At 43.4% G+C, this 20852-nt stretch carries 24 protein-coding genes; all 24 read right to left on the bottom strand.

The features are described 5' to 3' along the window. Positions 1 to 34 precede the first annotated feature (34 nt). Positions 35 to 3646 (bottom strand): hypothetical protein, encoded by a 3612-nt coding sequence (locus CDG62_RS09695; RefSeq protein ID WP_087526857.1) that lies wholly within the window; start codon positions 3644 to 3646, stop codon positions 35 to 37. Then, positions 3636 to 4049, bottom strand: coding sequence for a hypothetical protein (locus CDG62_RS09690; RefSeq protein ID WP_087526856.1), 414 nt, complete (start codon positions 4047 to 4049; stop codon positions 3636 to 3638). The genes CDG62_RS09695 and CDG62_RS09690 overlap by 11 nt, the downstream gene beginning before the upstream one ends. Continuing rightward, the gene (locus CDG62_RS09685; protein ID WP_087526855.1) at positions 4049 to 7159 is read right to left on the bottom strand and encodes a tape measure protein; all 3111 of its coding nucleotides are present in this window, start codon (positions 7157 to 7159) and stop codon (positions 4049 to 4051) included. Before CDG62_RS09685 ends, CDG62_RS09690 begins: the two co-directional genes overlap by 1 nt. Positions 7160 to 7237: 78 nt before the next feature. Then, positions 7238 to 7660 (bottom strand): hypothetical protein, encoded by a 423-nt coding sequence (locus CDG62_RS09680; protein ID WP_162904025.1) that lies wholly within the window; start codon positions 7658 to 7660, stop codon positions 7238 to 7240. Between the two features lie 8 nt (positions 7661 to 7668). After that, positions 7669 to 7947 carry a DUF2845 domain-containing protein gene (locus CDG62_RS09675; protein WP_087526853.1) on the bottom strand — a complete coding sequence of 93 codons (279 nt, stop codon included), beginning with the start codon at positions 7945 to 7947 and terminating at the stop codon, positions 7669 to 7671. A gap of 70 nt (positions 7948 to 8017) precedes the next feature. After that, positions 8018 to 8584 (bottom strand): hypothetical protein, encoded by a 567-nt coding sequence (locus CDG62_RS09670; RefSeq protein WP_087526852.1) that lies wholly within the window; start codon positions 8582 to 8584, stop codon positions 8018 to 8020. Continuing rightward, positions 8581 to 8739, bottom strand: coding sequence for a hypothetical protein (locus CDG62_RS19330; protein ID WP_162904024.1), 159 nt, complete (start codon positions 8737 to 8739; stop codon positions 8581 to 8583). The genes CDG62_RS09670 and CDG62_RS19330 overlap by 4 nt, the downstream gene beginning before the upstream one ends. Positions 8740 to 8869: 130 nt before the next feature. Then, positions 8870 to 9613, bottom strand: coding sequence for a hypothetical protein (locus tag CDG62_RS09665; RefSeq protein WP_087526851.1), 744 nt, complete (start codon positions 9611 to 9613; stop codon positions 8870 to 8872). Continuing rightward, positions 9606 to 9785 (bottom strand): hypothetical protein, encoded by a 180-nt coding sequence (locus tag CDG62_RS09660; RefSeq protein WP_087526850.1) that lies wholly within the window; start codon positions 9783 to 9785, stop codon positions 9606 to 9608. Before CDG62_RS09660 ends, CDG62_RS09665 begins: the two co-directional genes overlap by 8 nt. An 8-nt stretch (positions 9786 to 9793) precedes the next feature. Beyond that, positions 9794 to 10246 (bottom strand): hypothetical protein, encoded by a 453-nt coding sequence (locus CDG62_RS09655; protein WP_087526849.1) that lies wholly within the window; start codon positions 10244 to 10246, stop codon positions 9794 to 9796. Beyond that, positions 10239 to 10787 (bottom strand): phage virion morphogenesis protein, encoded by a 549-nt coding sequence (locus CDG62_RS09650; RefSeq protein ID WP_087526848.1) that lies wholly within the window; start codon positions 10785 to 10787, stop codon positions 10239 to 10241. The genes CDG62_RS09655 and CDG62_RS09650 overlap by 8 nt, the downstream gene beginning before the upstream one ends. Before the next feature lie 8 nt (positions 10788 to 10795). Beyond that, positions 10796 to 11251, bottom strand: coding sequence for a gp436 family protein (locus tag CDG62_RS09645; RefSeq protein ID WP_087526847.1), 456 nt, complete (start codon positions 11249 to 11251; stop codon positions 10796 to 10798). A gap of 8 nt (positions 11252 to 11259) precedes the next feature. After that, positions 11260 to 11616 carry a hypothetical protein gene (locus CDG62_RS09640; protein ID WP_087526846.1) on the bottom strand — a complete coding sequence of 119 codons (357 nt, stop codon included), beginning with the start codon at positions 11614 to 11616 and terminating at the stop codon, positions 11260 to 11262. A 10-nt stretch (positions 11617 to 11626) separates the two neighbouring features. Continuing rightward, positions 11627 to 12700 carry a major capsid protein gene (locus CDG62_RS09635; RefSeq protein ID WP_087526845.1) on the bottom strand — a complete coding sequence of 358 codons (1074 nt, stop codon included), beginning with the start codon at positions 12698 to 12700 and terminating at the stop codon, positions 11627 to 11629. A gap of 3 nt (positions 12701 to 12703) precedes the next feature. After that, complete coding sequence (locus CDG62_RS09630; protein WP_228254439.1) at positions 12704 to 13087, bottom strand: hypothetical protein; 384 nt, start codon at positions 13085 to 13087, stop codon at positions 12704 to 12706. Further along, positions 13087 to 14055 carry a hypothetical protein gene (locus CDG62_RS09625; protein WP_087526843.1) on the bottom strand — a complete coding sequence of 323 codons (969 nt, stop codon included), beginning with the start codon at positions 14053 to 14055 and terminating at the stop codon, positions 13087 to 13089. The genes CDG62_RS09630 and CDG62_RS09625 overlap by 1 nt, the downstream gene beginning before the upstream one ends. A gap of 223 nt (positions 14056 to 14278) precedes the next feature. Then, positions 14279 to 15484 carry a phage minor head protein gene (locus CDG62_RS09620; RefSeq protein ID WP_087526842.1) on the bottom strand — a complete coding sequence of 402 codons (1206 nt, stop codon included), beginning with the start codon at positions 15482 to 15484 and terminating at the stop codon, positions 14279 to 14281. Between the two features lie 2 nt (positions 15485 to 15486). Then, a complete protein-coding gene (locus CDG62_RS09615) occupies positions 15487 to 15672 on the bottom strand; it encodes a hypothetical protein (RefSeq protein ID WP_228254438.1) in 186 nt (61 codons plus the stop codon). Next, positions 15672 to 17159 (bottom strand): phage portal protein family protein, encoded by a 1488-nt coding sequence (locus CDG62_RS09610; RefSeq protein WP_087526841.1) that lies wholly within the window; start codon positions 17157 to 17159, stop codon positions 15672 to 15674. The genes CDG62_RS09615 and CDG62_RS09610 overlap by 1 nt, the downstream gene beginning before the upstream one ends. 8 nt (positions 17160 to 17167) lie before the next feature. Next, positions 17168 to 18730 carry a phage terminase large subunit gene (gene terL, locus CDG62_RS09605; protein WP_087526840.1) on the bottom strand — a complete coding sequence of 521 codons (1563 nt, stop codon included), beginning with the start codon at positions 18728 to 18730 and terminating at the stop codon, positions 17168 to 17170. Then, on the bottom strand, positions 18708 to 19184 hold the full coding sequence (locus tag CDG62_RS09600) for a DUF2280 domain-containing protein (protein ID WP_087526839.1): 477 nt from the start codon (positions 19182 to 19184) through the stop codon (positions 18708 to 18710). The genes terL and CDG62_RS09600 overlap by 23 nt, the downstream gene beginning before the upstream one ends. A 59-nt stretch (positions 19185 to 19243) precedes the next feature. Further along, complete coding sequence (locus CDG62_RS09595; RefSeq protein ID WP_087526838.1) at positions 19244 to 19885, bottom strand: putative metallopeptidase; 642 nt, start codon at positions 19883 to 19885, stop codon at positions 19244 to 19246. After that, positions 19845 to 20321 carry a hypothetical protein gene (locus CDG62_RS09590; RefSeq protein WP_087526837.1) on the bottom strand — a complete coding sequence of 159 codons (477 nt, stop codon included), beginning with the start codon at positions 20319 to 20321 and terminating at the stop codon, positions 19845 to 19847. Before CDG62_RS09590 ends, CDG62_RS09595 begins: the two co-directional genes overlap by 41 nt. Positions 20322 to 20385: 64 nt before the next feature. Then, a complete protein-coding gene (locus CDG62_RS09585) occupies positions 20386 to 20571 on the bottom strand; it encodes a hypothetical protein (protein WP_087526836.1) in 186 nt (61 codons plus the stop codon). Between the last annotated feature and the right edge of the window lie 281 nt (positions 20572 to 20852).

The raw sequence follows: 20852 nt of genomic DNA, 5'->3' as shown, positions 1-20852 counted from the left end.
AAGACCGCCGCAGCGGTCATATTTGAATTTAAAGTTAAGCCGCCCGGTCAATGTCACCGCGCAGCATGATTTGGAATGAGTCAGACAACACCGTAGGTTCAGACTGCTTCACGGTACGAATCACCCAAATCGGATGATTGGCTGCAATGGTGTTAAAGCGCAGTACGTTGCCGCTTGCCCATCCACTACCCCAACCTTCCTTTTTGATGGTGAAATAAGGTGCATTGGTGACTGGATTGATTGGGGAACAATCTTCAGTACGCACTCCCGTTCCGATCTGACCAGAGCTTTCACCAATGATTCGGAATGCATCATTAGAAGTAAAGACAATCGCCCAACGCTCCTGAATATTGCCCTGATTGGTGACAGCAATCGGGTACAGGGTATCGTTGTAATTCGCTGAGATGGCTGCACCCACCGCCTCATCTTTCCACAAATTGTCCCACGTCGACTGTACAAACTTACGGGTATAACGCGCTTGCATGTCACCAATCACCAGTGCAGAACCGATGATGGTATGCGCTGGATCATAGTTGTGCGTCAGAGGCTTGGTAAAAGTCACTTGGCCATTGATTTTGACATCACGCACTAAACCCATATCTTGGTAGCGATACTTAGCAGTCAGTGGTCCAGTGAGATTACCTAAGGCAAAATCACCGTTTAAAGTCACTTTTCCGTAGTCATAGTCCACTGTGTACAGATCAAATGGAATTTTAATGCCGTCGGCATCTTCAAGTTCACACCAGGAGATCCGTGCATCATTCAATGGGTAGATTTGGCCAGCAATATAATCAGGTAATTCCTGCGACTTACTCGCACTGACAATCCCAATCTCACCTGATCGGAAAATCGGGACTCGACCATCAATCGGTAGCCGTACTGCAGATAAACCCAATAACTCAGCATCAATTGGGATATAGCTATAACCGACTGCGCTGTATTTGATGGTTTCAGGCAGGACCATAATGGGCTTATGAATCCACTGCTTACCATCCTTGCTATATTCCAGCTCTGCTACATACCAATCCTGCGCCATAATTTCAGCACGGTTGGTAGCAGTCACCTCAATCTTTTGCCGAAAAACAAACTGACCATAGCCTTGGTCAAAGTTAAAGAAACCATCGCACTCTGCAGTATCAATGGTACCCGAGCCATCAGGGGTGATATTCAACACTCCACCTTCCACCTTGGTGGCAGACAATGTTAAGGACTGCGCCCGAATCGGAATCATCGGTGCACGGTATGAGACTTGGTTGGTTTGCACACTTTCCAGTTGAGTCACCAAGGTCTCTAAGGTTGGATTATTTGCCCCACCCACATCCCATGCAGATAGCTCTACTGCCCCATTCCCGTAGTGAATCTGACCCGCTACCGTTCCCGCACCCGTGGTCACTGATGGATTACGGTAAAGCGATCCGAGTTTATCGACATAGGTTGAGCTGGCTAAGGTAAAGCGAACCGAACCTGCAAGAATCTGCTCAGCAAAGCCCTCTGTTAAATCCGTTTTTATCACAGAACCAATGATGGTATCCAACCAGGATTGAGCCGCAGAACTATCACGATACGAGACACTCACCGTCACTGCAGTTACTACTTCATTCAGGCTTAGAGTATGCGTCTCACTGGTATTTTCATACTTAATGGTCATCCCTAGCATGCCTGCAGCAATCGCTTCTTGAGAGGTATTATATTTGCCATAAAACGGCTGCATAATCTTCTCGCGCTCAATCGCTTCAAGTGTGGTGCTTGGGGTGATACTCATGCTACGAGACGCATAATTGATAGTACCTTGTTGCTGACCTGCACCATTGATTAAACGCCCTGTGGTGGCATCAATCGGCAGATCCCGTAGCTCAACCTCGCCCATGTAGTTCATGTATTTGACGGGTACACGGACTTTCACAGACTTAGGAATCAATGCCGCAGAGCCATTGTCTAATTCAATCAAAATGCTTCCGTCCGTGGGTACCGCAGTCACTTGAATTGCTGATTTAGTGCCTTTCTGACCTGAGACATTAAACGTGGTACCGCCATTGGGCAACAAAGTCGGCATCAGTTTGGCCACACCATCCGCATAATCAATGGTCCCTGTGGCATCTCCAGTAAATTGCCCTTGGCCATTGTCAGTTGCTGTCTTGGTGACCCCATTCAATAACCAGTCAACGGTTAAAGTCCCTGCCACAATCGAGTCGTTTACAGGGATCTCGATATAGGCTTTATTAATGGTTAATCCTGAACGCTCCTGAGCCGTGATCATATTGCTCCACGTCATCAGAATTGCACTACCGACATCAGCGAGTTCACCCGTGGTGAGTGCCATGGTACCCGTGTCGTAATCAATACTGCCTGAACCAAACGATGAATCAGCACCGCGTAATTGCCCTGCACCATTGTCTCGAAGCGTGTAGACCTGATTCTGAACCAAGTATGAGACTTGCAAACTGCCCGGTGATGGCAGAGGGACCAAATTACGTATCCAGTTAAAACCGATGTTCTCCTGATTGACATAGATCAGCTCAGATTCAACAGGTGCTGTTACGGCTGCTGCAGGCATAAAGTTAATCGTGAGGTTGGTTGTACCTGTCCCTGCGCTTGCATTCCACGCAATCGAACCGTTTTGATAGTTGATGGTACCAATGGATGTACCAGCGGCATTTTTAAGCTCACCGCCGACGTCGCTAATCGCTGAACCAAATAATGTGAACTCCACCGATTTCGGCATGACCGATGAGCCGAGATACAGGCTCGACACAGTATTAATGGCGACATTATTGAAAGTCTTGCTTAGCACACCATTCTTGGCTTTCACCAAAGTTACAGAATCACCTGCAGCATTGATATTTACCATCGGGGTTTCTGTCTGTGCCGAGGGTACCAACTGCGTATACACATCCTCGGCAACCACAGAATAGTCACCCACTTGTGCAGCTTCTTTAAGATTCGCACTGGAATAATACTTACCTGTATCCGCCACAATGGTGTCACGGATAATCGTGGTGCTCTTTTCACCGCTATACCATTGCTTCGCAGATAGCCCCACAAAATCAGCTTTCAATGCATCACTGAGGCCATAGGTCGCAATCTTATATTCCACCTGTTTGCCGTCGACCATCACATAAGCCGTGCGGGTCGATACTTCAGTGATCCGTAGGTATTGCTCAATTTCTAAGGTTTTGCCCTCATTCGAGATCAACACAATTGATGTACCAATAGCGCTTTCCGCTTCCTGGGGAAACATCGCTACCTGCAGAGACTTCATGCCTTTCCAATGGGTGTCTAACGGTGTGCCAGCAATCTGCGCGCCTTTGGCATTATAGTTTTCAATGCGGTTCTGCGCTTCTTTACGTTCATCCGTCCAGCTATCCGTGCTAAATAACACGGCGGAGACATTGGGATCTTGGGCATTCTGCGAGATGAATACCGTCGCACCCATTAAGGCATCGGTATCCGCTGTATCCACAGCAGCATAAATCTTTTGAATAGATGTACGACCCGTGGTGCGGTCCATCTCAGAAATATCATTGAACAGGTTATTACTTTCACCGTCGACAATTTCACGGCCTGAGTATTTGCCCCCACCATCATCGGCATCTGTACGAATACGTTCTGACTCAAGGAGCTTTAAATTATGGGTTTCAATTGTCATCGCTTACCTCTGTAAAACGCATGGTGACGTTAAAATAAGTATCAAGTGATGTTGCTGGGGTGCCTTTAACTGTAGAGCTTTCCAGTGCACCATCTTTATGATTCCAAATCACATTGAACTCACGCTGATCATGTGGCCATTCAAACCGAAGCGTGAATTGCTCTTGAAGGTTTTGCCACTGGCGCAACAAATTCAGATCACGCAACTTGATCCAACCTTTAGTTTTATTGGCTGGCTGCAATGTAATTGGACGACCTGCTTGCTTACGCCCCTCTTGAATAATCAAAGCACCACTGATGGCATATTCTTGGCTCTGTTCAATTGCAGCCCAGTTTTCATCAGACCAAAAAAAACCATCCTCTAGTTGGATGGTTTCTCCTGTGGTTTTACGAATTAACTTCATTACATACTCCGTTTAAGCATTTCAAATTCACGAAGCATCTCTTCAACACTATCTACTGCTTCAGGCGTACCTTGTAGCTCTGCCGCTTTACCACCAGATTGCAATTCAAGCACTTTCTTCTCAGTCGGTTGCATGTTTTCAATTCCTTGTATATCGAATGAAGTCGCAATAAGTGGAGCCTCAGGTGCTGTGGGGATCTGCCGAACAGGATCCCCACCATTCGATAGTAATGAAGCATTACCACCACCTGAACCACGTGCTTGTGATTTAGCGTTTAGCTCATCGGTACGCGCTTTCATTTTTGCCTTGAAGTCATCCCAGTGATCATTGGTAGCCTGCTGCTCAGGGCTTATCTCAGGCTGCTCTTGTGTAGTAGATTGGCTGACTTGGCTCACAGTACGCTGAGTCTCGATTGCTGCTTGCTGGATCTCGCCAAGTTTAGTGACTGTGGCTTTGCCTGTAGCATCGAGTTGGACTTCGAGTCCCAAATAAGCGGCCTTGGCGTTAGCTGCAGCAATGACCTGAGCATCTCCCGAGGCATAAGCTAAACGAATGGTTTCCTCATATGCTTGTTGCAGACCATCTTGAGTAGCTTCACCACTTTTTAAAATGGTATTGAAGTCATTCAAGGCTAAATCTGCTGCAAGTTTAAGTTGCTCTTTGGTTTTAATACCTAACCGCTCAAAAGCTGCTTCGACTGGTGATAGGCTATCGGGAATTTCTTGCACGGCGCGTTTTACAGCCTGCATTCCCATCTCAACTTGTGATGTCGATAATTTTCCTTGCTCACCAAACGATAGAAGTTTTGCCTTTGCACCCTCTATCTCAACTTCAGACTTTGCTGATGCTAACCATTTCTCCCACCCCATATACAATGCATTAGCAGCTTGCTCTCCCTTTAAGCCCAGCTCATCAAGGCCATTAGCGTAATTGGTCAAGTGATTTTGGTTAGCAGCAAATTTTTCAGAAACACGGTTGAGGGCAATATCAAGATCAACTCCCAAAGCCTCAGCACCTTTACGTGCTTGTACGAGTGCTTTACCAGTATTATTCACACTATCAGTGGCTTGGTTGAATGCTTGTACTGAAACTTTTCCAGCTTGATCCATGGTAACCATATAGCCTTTCGCTATTAGATCAGCCTGCATCATGCCATCCATGACGCCTTTATTCGCAGCAATAGCAGCTTCAGCATAAGCCATAACTGCCTTTAACTTCTCATCCTCGGTGACTTTCTTGCCATTCAACTCGGACTGCTGATTAGAAAGCATTTGGTCCAAGGTTGCTTTGGATTGGGCTAAACTTTCCGCGTTCTTTTGCTCTTGAGTTTTACCAATTTCATCAAGAGCTTGCACACCTTTAGATTTAAATTCTAATGCGCCATCTGAGGCTTTCTTGTAGTACTCCTGTGCCTTGGTCGCCATTGCATCCATATCAGCAATGGCTTGCTGCTTAACATCACCCCATGTGAATTTTGACTTTAAATTTGCCCATGCGGCAGCCACATCATAAATCACACCAGTGAATAAGTTAGCAACTATTGCAATAGCGCTAAATCCATCACTTAGAAAACCCAATGCTACATTGAGTGCCTGTAGAAATTTAGTAAATCCATTAGTTTTATCCGTCGCTTCATCTATACCGCTATTAAACTGAAAGACACTCCCAAGAATTAAATCAAGTTGATCTATTGTTGCCTCAATGCCATTACCCAAAGTTGTTACTGCATTTTTGAGTGTTTCATATGCGCTAATAAGTGCTGTTTTTAACGCTTCAATTGTGGCTGGATCAACCTTTTTAAGTTGATACCCAACCCAAATAAAACCTTTACCAATATCATTCAATAAGGTCTCTACAACAACCATGTTGTCTGCAATGGTAACCAACCAATCAGCGACAGTTGCACTCGCACCATTAGACTGATCCATCTTACCAATAACAATCTCCCAGCTAGTGGATATACGCTGCAACGCATTGGCAATAGTTGTTGGAAATTGATCGTAAGTCTTTTGAACTTCACTTGCTTGGCCTTGCAAAGCTTTTACCACTCGCTCAGCTGAAAGCTCCCCATTTTCAGCCATCTTACGTAGTTCGCCAGTAGTAACACTTAAGCCTCTTGCTAAGGCCTCTGCAACACCAAAGCCATTCTCCATGATTGAGTTAAACTCTTCACCCCGAAGAACACCACCTTGCATTGCTTGAATGAATTGCTGTATTGCGGCTTCACTTGCTTGGGCTGATCCTCCACCAATCTGAATGGCTTGAGTAACAGTTTTGGTTAAATCTAATGCTTGTTGTTGGGTCATCCCCATGTCTTTCCCAACAGCATTTAAACGAGTAAACAAACTGCCCGTAGCATCAAGACTGGAGTTCGTCATCAAAGCAACTTGGTGTACACCAGCCATTGCAGACTTAAAGTCACCACCATCCTTGGTCGCAATATTGATTCTTGCAGAGAGGTTAGTATAAGCGTCCGCAACTTGGCTTAACTCTTGAATTCCAAGCCCTACACCTAGTGCAGCCATAGCTCCGGCAAGAGCATTTGCAGCAAACTTTGCGCTGTTTAATCCACTTTGCGCTGCTTTTGCCGCGGTTTCTGTACTATTTAAACTTGAATTTGCCTTACCCACTTCAGTGTGAAAATCAATAAATGCACTTTTAGCTTGTTGAACTTCATTTTCGAGTTGATCAACTTGTTTCTGCGCAATTTCAATATCTACAGGTGTTACTTTGGTTTTTGAAAAAGCCTCAAGTCTAATCTTTGCTTTTTCTAAGTCTGATTTTAAGAATGCCAAAGCTTTTACAGACTTATTACCGAAATCAGTAAAGTTACTTGCAGCACTTTTGGCATTATTTCCAGCATCGCGAATAATTTGAGTTGCACCGATTAAAGACTTTGAAAGACCATCCGCCAAATCTTTGCTTTTCTCTGGAACAATATTTTCAAGGGTTTTTGCTGTATCTACACTAGTCTGCTTCAGTTGATCTGCATTAGCTTTAATCGTTTCAAAAACTTTTTTTGTTACACTCTCAGATTGCTTAGCAGCGGCGACTAACCCTTTGCTATCTCCATCCATGATTAATTTGAATGTTAAATTTTTTCCAGACATGCAGACCTCGAATTACAGACGTAAAAAAACCACCTCACGGTGGTTAAACTTTGCTATTAAATAAGCCCCTTATGTGCTTTATCTTTTTTCAACATTCTCATTTGAAACATCGAAAATATTGCCATTTTGACAGCGTACAAATGAAATTATCTTTGATGGATAATTTGATTTTTCAGAATATGCGGAATAAATAACCCTATCACAATCACTTCTTTCTGCCACTTTGTATGCTGACTCCATGTCATGCTGAAATAGTTTCTTCAATCCATCATCTCCAACAACTTCATAAAGTTTAGGAAAGCTTTCTTTTGTGTATTCACTATAGGCATGCAAATCAATTTTATCAGCAGGGCTAATTCTCTTTTGATTGGTAACTTGAACCTTGTCTTCAGTTAAAGATTGGTTACTCTCGATATGATCTTGGTTTCCACCCAATCCAAACTTAATCAAAATTATTAATAAAACGACGAAAGCAATTGCAAGCTTATGTGTTCTTTTCACCAGCAACCTCACTTTACGCTACGGATCGTAGTAACTTTGCCATCTTCAATTACGACAGTGAAAGTTTTGCTGCCATCAACATAGCTAAGTTCACGGACTGAAACGTCTTTACCACCTACGTTTTTAACGTAGTCATAATGTGATGTTGGCTGACCTGCAGCTGCAACCACTTCGCCATAGCTTTGGCCTTTGCGAACTTGCTTACCGTTAATGCTTGCCCCAGCCAAATTTGCATTTGCTAATGTAAAAACAGACATCAAAGCAGCTGTAATTAATAATTTTTTCATGAATTTACCCAGTTATTTATATTTAACAGCTAAATCATAACGTGCTCAAATTCACATCACAATGTGAAAATTACTGTTCTTTCTCAAGACTCTTAATGAATTCATTGAACTTCTTATTGATAGCATTCTGCGCCCGGGTTGCGATTGCCAAATTACGCATCTTCATACGCTCGGCTTTTTGAGCTGCTTTAAGGTAGTGTCGGAATGAACCATAGCTCATTTGCATGATGCTTTCATGTGAGTGGCCATTCGATACGAGAAGCTGAAATACATCAAACCAACTGCTCTTTTTACGTGGATCCACATCGTCCCGGTGTTTTGGTTTTGGCTCGGTAAAGAATGCGTCATTCACTTTGATCACAGCATCCAATAACAAAATATTGAGCGCACCATCTTTCTTGAATAGATCGATGACTTGTTCAATACTGTGTTGCAAACAGTGGGCAATCAATTGCGTCGATTCAAATGGATGAGCATCAAAGATCTTTTGTGTGGTTTCATCTGGATGATTATTCAAAAAGTCTTTAATGACCTGCGCCGCACCTGACCACTCATCAAAGTTGTGCATCTGCAGCTGGTGCACCAATAGCTCACCAACCTTAATAGATCGACTTGAGGCAATAAAAAAATCATTCATTGAAATACCTTAGCTAAAGCCACAAATGCATTAATAATGTTTGAGAGTTGCCAGATGAAAATACCCATCAAAATGGCACCTGTTACTTTCCAATAACCATGTTTTTCCATTACAACCTCTACTTTTTGTAAAACTACTGCTATAATTTCAATCACAAGTTTTTTTCCCTTGCTTTTAACTGGCGGGTGGAAATAAAAAGCCCAACGATTGCAGTCGCTGGGCTTTTGCTTTTTATGGGCACAAAAAAAGATGCCTAATGCATCCTATTTAAGTGCCTGTATGTGTTTATGTTGCTTTTGGAATTTGGGTGTAATAGCCGTATAAGCCAAGTGCACCATCTTTATCTTTGGTCAGATCACCCAAGGCATCACCGCTGATTTCGTATGAGCCAAATTCTTCATGAATCAGGCCAAAGCTTGAATCAGGTGTCTTCACTGTTCGATGCAGAGCTAAGAACACTTTGTCTTTGCTGATCTTATCAATGCCCTCAAAGAACAATGCATATTCAGCACCGAAATTAGATGCAATCGTAGTGTGTGTCACTGCGCCAGTGGTATAGCCAATCACAACTTTTGGCAAATCATCAAGAAACTCGATAGTTCCATAAATCGCATCTAGCTTGTATTTCGTTGATTCAATAGGAACTGGTGTTGATGCTCCATCGGTCACTGTAGGTAAAGTCAAATTAAAACCATCTAATTTGATCTTTTGCCCTTTCGTGACCGAACCTAAATCATAGTCAGTTACAGCTCTAGTTGCTACAGCTACATTTTTACCCGACAGGATATATGCCAGGTTATCTGCATCAATTTGTTCAAGTGTGCCACTGAATGAAACTGCCGTGGTGTTGTATAACACCAAATCGGTCGTATCATCACCTGACATTGACTCGGTGTGCTCGATTTTGTCAGCAGTGATTTCGAGCGTAAAGTCAGGAATGTTTCCCAGCTCTCGCATAGCTCCCACAACACCTTCAACAATTGGAGCAAGAGAGAACTTACCGCGTAATGAAATGTACTTCTTAGCCATTCGCAGGCACCTCTTTTGTTTTTGGTTTAGCTTCTGCTTTTACCTCAGGCTTGATTGCTTCAATCACGCCATCATCTAAAAGCTGTTTAATTTTTTCTTGGGGTAAATCACCCACAATTTGACCTTTCACCCATGGGCCAATTGGCTTTAGGGCTTTGTATTGCGTTTTCATAAGGTTCCTTAATCAGGTTCGGTTTGAATAAATTGCTCAGACTCTAGAACCACTGTTGAGTAGACACAGCTTTTAGAAATGTCTTCTTCGGTATTTATATAGATCAGTGGTTCAGCACTGGATTCAGGTTCCCAGCCACTCAATTTTTTGATGATCTTAATGGTTAGATCACCAGCCATATCAAATGCTCTAGAACCATCTGTCACTTGTGATGCGGCATGCTTACAACACGCTGTTACTTCCCAGACCACTTTCAGCTTTAGCGCATCGCCCTTGCTTACCACTCCCGCACTTTTGGTACGACGGAAGTTCACTTGAATGTTAGGGGTGATTTGGGACAGTTCAGTCGTCACACCTAGATTTTTAGGGGTATAGATCTTCTTTACACCCCATTCATCCATGAACTGCTCGAGGCGCGCTACTATCTCATCTCGCACGGCATATAGATTTTCATCACTCATCTAGCACGACATCCTCAACAATGTTTAATAAATCCTGCTCGTCATCCGACGTTAAACCCAGCCAAGCACGTGCAGGCATTTTCACTGTATAAGCACCAACGGTCACGTCTTGAGCAAAGTTAGATCGTGTTTGACGAACAAATCGATTACCGACGACACCGGTCTTTTGGTTCTGTCGGAAGTAAACCGTGCTTTGGCGAGCTTCATGTTTGATCTCACCGCCAAAATGATGGATCGCGCCATACTCAACGTCTGTACCAACCTCAAAACCATTGCTGATAGTGTTGTAGGTAATTGAGTTCATCAGGCGAGAGGTATCACGAAGTGTTGTACCGCCTTGACGCATCACTCTGACGGATAATGGCCACTTGCCGTATAAGCCCTCTCCGCGAGACCAGCGATCGCGAATATTTTCCACCAAGGCTGCACCCATGCGCTCATAAAGTCTGAATTGACGCTTTTCAACATCAGCATACAAACTTAGAGCTTTTGAGATCGCTGAGTCACCATCGGCACGGATTTCAATTAATGCTCCTGGCATACGTCACCTCACTTAATGCTCGGCATTTTTCCAAGGACATCGTCACCAAAGACACCACCTGTATAAGTCGTGCCTATAGGTGCTGTAGATGGTTTGTTTTTGGGTGTGTCGTCGATAATTTCTTTACTCTGCACATCGATGATTTGCAGATCCGCTTTCTTGTCCTGGACACGTTTTAAGAAAGCAATCGCATCGTCATAAAGCTTGGTGATATGCTCCAGAGGATCTTCAGTGTAAAGACGATAACGTGCGATATCACACGCTATACGTTTTAAGTTGGAGGGTACGCTTGCAAGTGGTAAAGAATAACGGCTACCGATGTAACCGTTAATTTCTTCCTCAGCATCTTGCAATGCGACTTGCACAACATCGACAGGATCTGCCCCACCTTCACGCCCCAACTTAAGCTCTTCAATCACCTGCGCACCAAACCGTGTTTTTAAATCAGCTTCAGTCGCGTACATAGATCACCTTATTTATCTGCTGGCGGTGCTTTCTTAGCTTCGCTAGTGGCTTTCTTTAAGGCCGTTTCAGATGTGACTAGTGATTTTTCCAAGCCTTCAACTTTCTTTTGAAGTTCTGCCACTTCTGCATCGGCTTTATCCTTACCCTCAATAAGGATTTCCTCATTTGCCTTCAGCTCTGCCACTTCTGCAGCAAGGCTTGCAAGCTGAGCAGCAGTACCATCAGCCTTAGGTTGTTCTGGAGCTTTTTCTTCTTCAATAGCTCCAGATACTAAAAGGGCCTGAAGATGTTTTTCTTCAAGCCCTTTGACTTCTTGTCCTGGTCGATAATGACCGAGGGACTGTTTTGCAATGTACTTTGGCATGCTTTATTCCTTAAACAAACCCACGACCACCAACAAGACCGTTCTTGTTGTTAGGGATTGCGAGTGGTGATGATTCGGCTAACAACTCAATGCTAGACGGGTTCTTTTTCTGATCTTGGGTTAAGAAGAATTCCAGAGCTTGCCCAAATGCCTCTAGGTTTTGAATAGCACAGTGCGCGATCCAACCATTAGCATCATTAATCAAGCCAAAGAAGTCTTCTGGAATGAAGCGACCTGCTGCACCATCCATATTGTGCTGAACGTCATAGGTCCAGATTTCAATATTGTCCACCACACCACGGAATTGAGCTTTATCTTTATGATCAAAAGTCGGTGTTAATGGGACACTAATACCTGCATATGGAGCTACGAACTTAGCCACAAACTCTGCATCTTGTTTCATTGCATTAAAGACTTTTGAACTCGTCAAAATCATATTTGGCGATGAACCACCATGTTCAATTGATAGATCAATCATCGCCTGCATGTCATCTAGGACTTTTGCGCCTGATTGCCCCCATTTGATTAATGGAGAGAAATTACAAGCAGGGTTACGACGGTAGTCCACTTCATATTTTGGGAAATCAGCAGAAGCAAACGTGGTCTTACCATATAACAAGACATCACGTGCAATGAGCAGTTTTCGGTTATCAATAGACTGACGCAGATATAGGGCCTTTTGCGCTTGGTCAATCAAAAGAAGATCAGCATCGCTTAGGCGGTTTGAACCAGTTGCAATAACACCATGTTTACGCAATTGGGTAACTAATGCAGCATTTTGAACATCTGCAGGCGTTACTGTCATCATAGGCTTTAAGTAAGCTGGTTTTACAAATTGCACTTGACCTGATTCTTCAACTTTAATCGGTCGAGCACCAGCATTCGGGGTTACAAATGGAGCAAGCGGAGTGGCTGTATTCAATTCACCAACAGGCACCACATTTTTGTTATATGACACGCGCTGCGGAAAAAAGCGATCGATTAACCAGGTATCTACCTTTTGTGTGGTATCCGTTAGTAACACCAACTGTGGTACATCTAGGAGCTCTACAGGAGCTTCCTGAAAAGTAAAAATTTGACCCATGTCTTAATTCCCCACTACTTTACGTAGTTCAATTTTGTTGTTTAAACCTTGTGCACGAACAGCATCGACCTGACCCGCTGTTAGCTTCACACCATTTACAGTAACCACACCCACATCAAAAGGACCTTGTACATAGATCGGCATTTCTAGGTCATTCGCTGCATGGTAGGTTGCTTGCTCCGCTGTGAAATCAGTGACAGCGATAGCATTCCAATCACCAATTACATCATCTGTCACTACCGGGTGGCTCGCCACATTAGCTGCATCAACATGGAGCAAATCACCACGTTTATAAGCTGTATTGGTTGTGACCTTCGCATTTTCAGTGCGTACACTATTTCCGACGACCAATTGTTCTGATGTGATCGTTTGAGTAATCGTTCCCATTATTTTTGCTCCTGAGAGGCTGCGAATTTTTGGAAAGCCTGATCTAGTGCTGAACCTTGATTACCACCTTGCCCTTGCCCACCCTGACCACCTGTAGCTTGGTGAGTGAATAAATGTGCAAGATGTGGCGCAACAGTAGTGTTCTGCTGTTGTTGACCAGCTGGTGGTTGATTACCTGCTGAGAATTGACGGAGTTGTTTCTCTGAAAATGCAAATGCGGAATCATCTAATGCCTTCATCTCGGTAATATCGTCCGCACTAAATTCCTTGCCAAGATCTTTACCTAAAGCTGTAATTTCAGCTTCACGCTTTGCTGCTGCAAACTGCTTGTTTTGGGCTTCAAGCTCAGAGTTTTTAGTCTCCAGCTCTTGGATACGGGCTTGCGCCTTTTCTAATTCGGTCACGTCTGTGTCCTCTGTGGGTTGATTTGTTGTACCGGGTTTTGCTGAGAATGCATTTACCGACGTTGTTCGATCCGCACCTGTTGAGCAGATCGTAAATTCACGGATGCGGTTGTTTCGAAATACCGCGACTGGTCCAGTGAAGGTTTGTCCATTTACAACAACGTTTACCCCTTGCCCCACTTCCTCAACAGAACCAGGATCAATGAACATGGACATTTGAAAGGGATAACCATCATCTGCGTCATCCACGACTTCACGTGCTTTCGCATTGCGGAGAAAGTCACCAGTCACAGTGATGTTTTGATTGATACCAACTTCCTTCACTACACCGACACGACTGGTACTGAAGTGCTCTTCTAGTAAAGGGGTTGGCGTTGGAATCTCAATTCCTTCAAGATCGAAAACAACACCATTTCGCCCCCAGAACCAGTGACCATCAACACGACCACCTCCGTAAGCCGTGCCTTTAAAGGTTCGCTTCTTATCACCTTCAACCTGAGGAACAATGTCCACGGCGGATAGTGAGAATAGGTACTTGCCCTGCTCTTCATTAAGTTCAGGCATTTTTCATGCTCCATAAAAAAACCGCCCATTAGGCGGCTTCAGTTAATTTTGACTCATGGTTTCTTTGGTGGTCGCGATAGAGCGCAGCACATGGCTCGTACAAGATTATTCACTCTCGATGGGCTACCAATCACAACTACTTTTTTCTCGCAGCCACACGGCGAATAACCATTACCATTTCGACCATCCAAACCACGTCGACACGATTCACATTTTTTAGTCATTAATTCACCAATGCTTTAAGTGTGTAAATCATCTTGCCATTCAGCGCTTCAATCGAAACCACTTCAAATGACAAACCTATTGGCATTAATACGCCATGACCAGCATTTAGTTTCTCAAGATCAATACCTAGACCTTTCGCATTCTCAATTTGCAACACCACATCGGAAGCATTTTCAGCCAACAGTAATGGCGAATTAAATTGAATGGTTTGCCCAACCTCATAAGCGACTACATGCTGCAAGGTCACTCCACCTGTCACGATTGCAGCTGAATTACTCGCCACGGCGCTCAAGGCTTGCATGTCTTGTCTGAGCCACTGCTTAAGAACATCCTCAGCCAAGCTAATTGATGGCTGATTCAAATATCCCGTAAGCGCTGCATCATTGCCCTGCACATAATCCAAGAAAGTCTTAATCGCACTTGGTCTGATGGTTGGATCTAAAGGAATAACCGTATTACCCACCGTGTTGAATAACTCTCTCGATTTATCATCCATCGGGGCTAACAGACTGGTGAGCTTTTTAGATGCAGTCCATTCGGCTTTAATTGCCTCTTTCTGCTCTAATAGATATTCCTTATCTAGTAAAGACCTCGAAATCTTCTGATCCACCAATGCTTCAAACTCTCCAAATTGCAAAGGATGTGAACTCCAATCCAATTCCTCTGCAACTTCGGGCAACTTATCATCAGGTGTAATGCCGTATTTAAGCGCCTGTTTCTCAGTAAGCGCGATGACAGTACAGCGACAACGAAAACCTAATGGGGGGTAATGCGTTAGCCAAAATGGATGATCAATCGGCAGCACAATTCGATTCAATGCTAAGTGTGCAGGACGCACACGTGAGTCATTGATAGCCGAATACATCAGATACTGACGTTTATCTTTATTCCGTTGCTGTTGCTGCCAACGCCCATGACCATACGAACTTTGGATGTTGGTACGGAATACGTTGTCCAGGTAATGCTTGGGTAAAATAATTTCAGACTCAGCTACACGCTTCTGAAAATCGTTAAAGGTGCCGCCCGATGCTAAGGTTTTATTCAGTGATTTAATCACAGACTCAGCTTGTTCAAGACTCGACAAGAAGCTAACCGTAGTCGCCATTTGCCGCGTCTTAAGATCCATTGAGTAAAACTCATCAGGCAGTACCACCTTCTTACTATGCGCATACTGCAGTGCTTCAAGAAACGTGACTGGTTGCATTGCTACTTCTCACTTTCAGCCTGATATACACTCTTAGCTACAAACCACAGTTTGAAATAGTTATCACGTTGATCAAAATAATGGCCTAACTTCTTCCGCTTATATTGATCAAACTCACTAAACTCCATACTCGAGTGTTCTTTCATGAAAGCTTCAAACTCGTCGTATTCTTTTTGAATATCATCCATCACTTCCCACCTTGTGCCGTCACATACCCCAAAACATCCCCTGCATACAAAGCTTGATCTAAATTCGCTTTGAATTGGGCCTTGGACGCCATGGGGATGAGTTGCATTAAATTGCTTGCTAGATCTTGTGGATCGGTCGATTCAGCCACCAATTGCTTAATCTGATCCTGATTCAATAGCTCAAGATCATCTTGAGCATCTGTCAGTTCATCCACTTCCTGCTGTTCAGGTGACTGCTTTTGAACAGATGTCTTAAAGCTGAATGCTTGATGAGGTAGTGCGGTGAATTGCTTAGGTAGGATTTGAGTAGGTTCAGCAATATCACCCTCCTCTAATCCATATTCACGCTGGAAATATTGAGGGGTGAAATTTGCACCGGCACTCTTTAACTTTACGTCACGATCTGCCTTAGGGCCTTCAAGTGACTTTTCCTCACCAATAATGATTCGATGACGTTCCCATCTATTTAAATCGCACAAAGCATTTAGAATTGCTTGAATGGTCGGCAAGATCATGCGGATATCAGCTTTATATTTGCTGTTTTGCACTTCCATATGTACATCGCCTAGTGCACGACTACCCGATCCATCCGTCCCACTGGTCAAGGTCTGTCCCAAGACAACCTTTTGAATGCGACGCTCTAAGTTCTTGTCGAATGTATCGTATGTCCCGCTTGCATTCCCCGAGTTGACACCTGATGCAGTAACTTCGATGGTATCCGATGCACTTACTGCCAAAACACGGCTTGCATGAGCACGGAGTAATGCATCTCGCATGTCATCATTCTTACCAATAGATGACTTACCCACGAGCATAGGCATACCAAACTGCTCAACAAACTTGGCCCACATTTTGAAGCCATTGTTCTTAAAGAACCAAACCCAATAAAGTCGGCTTAACAAGGCTTCACCATATGGGTTTTCATATGTGGGTTTACATCTTGTTAAGAAGTGCTTGAAATGCTGATTGCACTCCTCATCGAGGCGAGACTTGCTGAAGTTCTGTAATAAGATTAAACGACCATCATTCTTAGGCTCATACCACTGCATTGGCTTTTCACCAATCCACTCAAGACCTATAAACGGTGTAATGGTATCGCCGTTCACGTGTAATGCATTCTCGTTATAAACAGCCTCTAATACCGAATAGCCATACCAACGAGCATTTTGAGCACCTAGAACGATATCTGACCACCATTCTCGCAAATGATCATTCAGGATCTGAGCTGCTGTTGTATCGGCTGGCTCCAATCGCCACGGCGCTGATTCAAGCTTATCCTGTCGCTTTTCAACACACTGATAAATTTCATCGTCATACATCATGACTTTAAGTCGGTGACGGGTTATTCCTGCTTTACGCAGTACTTCATCACCATCAGGCATCTTGGTCAGATAATTAATCAGCGCTAATTCAGCTTCATGTAAAAACAATCCACCAGATTCAGGCTTACTTTCAGATTTAGATTTGTTTGGTTTCTTCTTGGCCATAAATTTACCTATGCAGCTGGTGGGCTGTAATTTGCAATCAGAACTGCCTCTTCAATGGCATCAATTAAGGTATCAACCTGGTCATCATGATCATGTGTCATCTGTGCCGTGAAAGCCTCGCACTCATCTAAAAATTCCTGCTTCCAGATGGCTTCACGTGGCAACATCAAAAATCGATTTTGGTTCTCCGGGTAGACTTCAAAGTTGTTCTCAATATGTGGTGCAACATCCATAAAGCGTGTGAGCTTATCTTTCTCACGCTGTACAGGAATGATTGGGATACCGCCATACTTTTGCCAACCTTGAACCAGTTGGGTACCATGAGCCTTATCTTCAACTTTCATGTATCGAATAGGCTTAGTTCTCCAGTCGTAAGTCTTGTGCTTATCAATGAATTGCTTGGCCATTTCATTCATTTTTGGCGCTTCCCATTTCCCACGCAAAATATCAATGACATACAGCTTCCCATCCACCCCCATACCTACAAGTGTGAATACAGTGAAGTCGTTTTGCTCTTTGATCTTTTGAGCCGTATCAACAAAGACAGCACGCCACAATAGCTCTGGTAATTCGTGATATTCACCAAACCATTCAGCCTTGATCAGATCACCACCGAGCTTTTTAGGCTCCTGCTGATACTGGCTGCTGAATGTGTAACGTGACACCGTAGCACCGTCTTTGTCCTGCCCACCTTTCTCCAACTGCAGTAATGACTGCAATGATTCTTTCAGTGGCCAATAGCTTTGACGGCCCTTTTCATCGCGCTCAACATCTAAAGGCACTTTCTTGCGAATGTGCTCAGGTAAACGCTCGATGTAATCATCATCAATCAATGCTGGTATAGAGATCTGATGCCATTTACCTGGTACGTTTCCTGTCATCACAAAGTTAGTCGGATCCTCAACGTGTAAGCGCTGCATGATCAAAATAATCGGTGTTGATGACTTTGCCTTACGGGAGTTGACTGTGTTTAGGATTTTACGATTAGCCTTGTTACGTGCCGTCTTGCTAAATGCATCCTCAGGCTTGAGCGGATCGTCTAGGATGATTGCACCTGTGAACCCATTATCAGCCAATGTACCTGCACGGCGACCCGTAACCTGACCACCCATTGAAGCAGAATAAACATGCCCAGCTTCATAACCATCTACAGTCGTTTTCCAACTGGCCTTAGCATCGGTATTAGTCGAGATCTTCACTGGCCATAAGCCTTGAAAATCTGCCGATTTAACGATGTTTCGCGCTGCAGATGAGACATCCTCAACAAGTGACTGAGAGAATGACAAATATAAGAATCTTGAACGTTGGTTCCGTGCAATACCGCGCGGGATCAAATTGGTCAGCAGCTCAGTTTTACCTGAACCAGGAGGGACATTAATTACGAGGTTTTCAATCCGCCCAGCAATAACCTCATCAATCGCCCAAGCCATGTACTCATGGTGCCAATTGACTGAGAACTTAAAGCCCATGCGGGGTTTGAAGAATGCACGTGTAAAAAATAAATGCTCATCCTCGCACTTCATGCGCTTTGCTTTGAGTTTTACAGGATCAATATTCACTCTCGAGTTCATTTATTGCCTGCCTTATTTGCTCATCAGTAGCGGTCACTGGAGTGACGTTTTCACTCTGCAATGGGCCACCACCAGCGCCTGTAATTTCTTGCTTATTGGTATATTTACCACCCATGTCTTCTGCTGCCTGTCTAAGAATACTAGTAGCAGCTACTCGGTTTTTACAATATTTCTGAAACAGGTTTTCATAGCGCTGCATGCGTACCGCTAAATTAGCAATGGGTATTGCCTCAGGTTTTCCCAAAAACATTTCACGAGTCTTTTCAAAATCTACTCTTAATTCTTCGCTTAAGTTCTCACCTGCCCGTTTAGTTGGGTCGTATTTCTCACACTGCTGTTTAGTAACTTTTATCCCGTATTCTTGGTTGACGAGCTCAACAGTTTCTGTGGGTGTATTAAATACGGCAAGTGATCGAACTATAAAGAGTTTTACCTCTTTTTTTAGAGCCGCCATATCCTCAATCCTGTCAACCTACGTCAACCTAAATAGCCAAAAAAAAAGAGCCCTAAAGCTCAATTAATCACACAGTTCCCACAACACGCAGACACATTAAAATCAGATACAAACGGCGCATTCTTTGTGATTTCGACTAAGCGCTTAACACTATCGCTTGCACCCCAACGTTTGACCACACCATAGAACTCTTCAACGTCATGGCCAGCTAAGTAATGCTTTGGTAAGCCAGTATTGTCGCTGTAAATAATCTCGTCATCATGGTCACGTTCTACGCCAATGTGGTAGAGCTCATGCTCTATCAGCGCACAGAAATCATGATCTGAAGCTTGCTCACAAAATGATGCGTCTACAGTGATGAGATAGACAGGTACACAACCAAACCAGTCTCGCATCTGCTGTTCTTGCCGGGCTTTCTTCCATCCACCTTGGTTAAACATCACTTTTTCACATTGCCCCAGTACCATGCGCTTTTTTGACTGGCATGCAGATGATGCCCAAGCAAAAGCTAAAAAAGTTTCATCATCATGTAGTAGCTCAGCAATATGGTCATGATCTGGATTATGGAGCTGACCACCAAGGGTTAGGTAGTTTTTAATCACCCACTCTTTTAATTCCACGGCGGGTGCAAGGCGAATTGCTTCTTCTTCCTCAGCCTGATCAATGAGATCCGTCGGTGGGAATGGTCTGATCCGTTCCATTGAATATCTGTCTCTTTAAGTTTTTCAGCCATTGCGATGAGAAATTAGATTCAATCTGTAATGGTCCAAATTCATCAATCTTGTAGCGATTGGCCGACTCAATACGAACAACGGTATATCCCATCTCGGCAGCGTCATCGTATCGGTCTAGACTCCAAGCCTTATTCGCTAATTTTCCGCCACGTCCACCAGACCAAGGACCACCTGAAATCTCAACTAATATTCGATGTTCAATTAAATGGAAATCAAAACGCCAATGCTTGGTAGATTTAAATTGAAATGTCTTTTCATACTTGATGCCTAGTACGCCTAAAGCATGTTCAAATTCTTCTTCTGCTTCTAAGTATGCTTCTTTGGCTTTTGGTAGGGGTTTAGAACGTGATTTGGACTTAGGCGGACGTTTTTTAGTTTTCCAGAAGTAGTCGTCTGCGTTCATAATTTGCGCCCATTAAAAAACCGCACTAATTACGATTAATGCGGTTTTTTTAACTCTTAACATGTTATTCCATTTTTTTCCAAAAGATGATTGGCAATTTAAACTCATACTTCAATAAAAGTGCACATACAACCAAGAAAAAACTAATAATAAACAATAAAAGATCAAATTTAAAAAATGCTACGGTTAGCACAATAATTCCAAATAAAATCAGGGTATAAAAGATAAAAAGACCAAGTTTTTCTTTCATTTTACCCTCCCAAAATAAAGAAGAATGGAGGAGCCGCTAAATTAAGAGTAACTTTATAAAAACACAATACTGAGAACGATTGATTTTTGCGAATGATTTAAAGTTGTTAAACTCAATAATTGAAATTTATTGTGACCTATTTTACTTTTTATTCTAAATTATTGAATTAAATCTAAATTATCCATTAAAAAACCACCCGAAGGTGGTTCGCTTAAAACAACATCGACATTTGCCCAAACTCATAAATCGTTAATGCAAGGACAAAGGCCGAAACCGAGATT

This window comes from Acinetobacter sp. WCHA55 (assembly GCF_002165305.2).
Taxonomy (GTDB): domain Bacteria; phylum Pseudomonadota; class Gammaproteobacteria; order Pseudomonadales; family Moraxellaceae; genus Acinetobacter.
The sequence above is the reverse complement of the archived record's forward strand: the minus strand, read 5'-3'. Positions and strand labels throughout refer to the sequence as shown.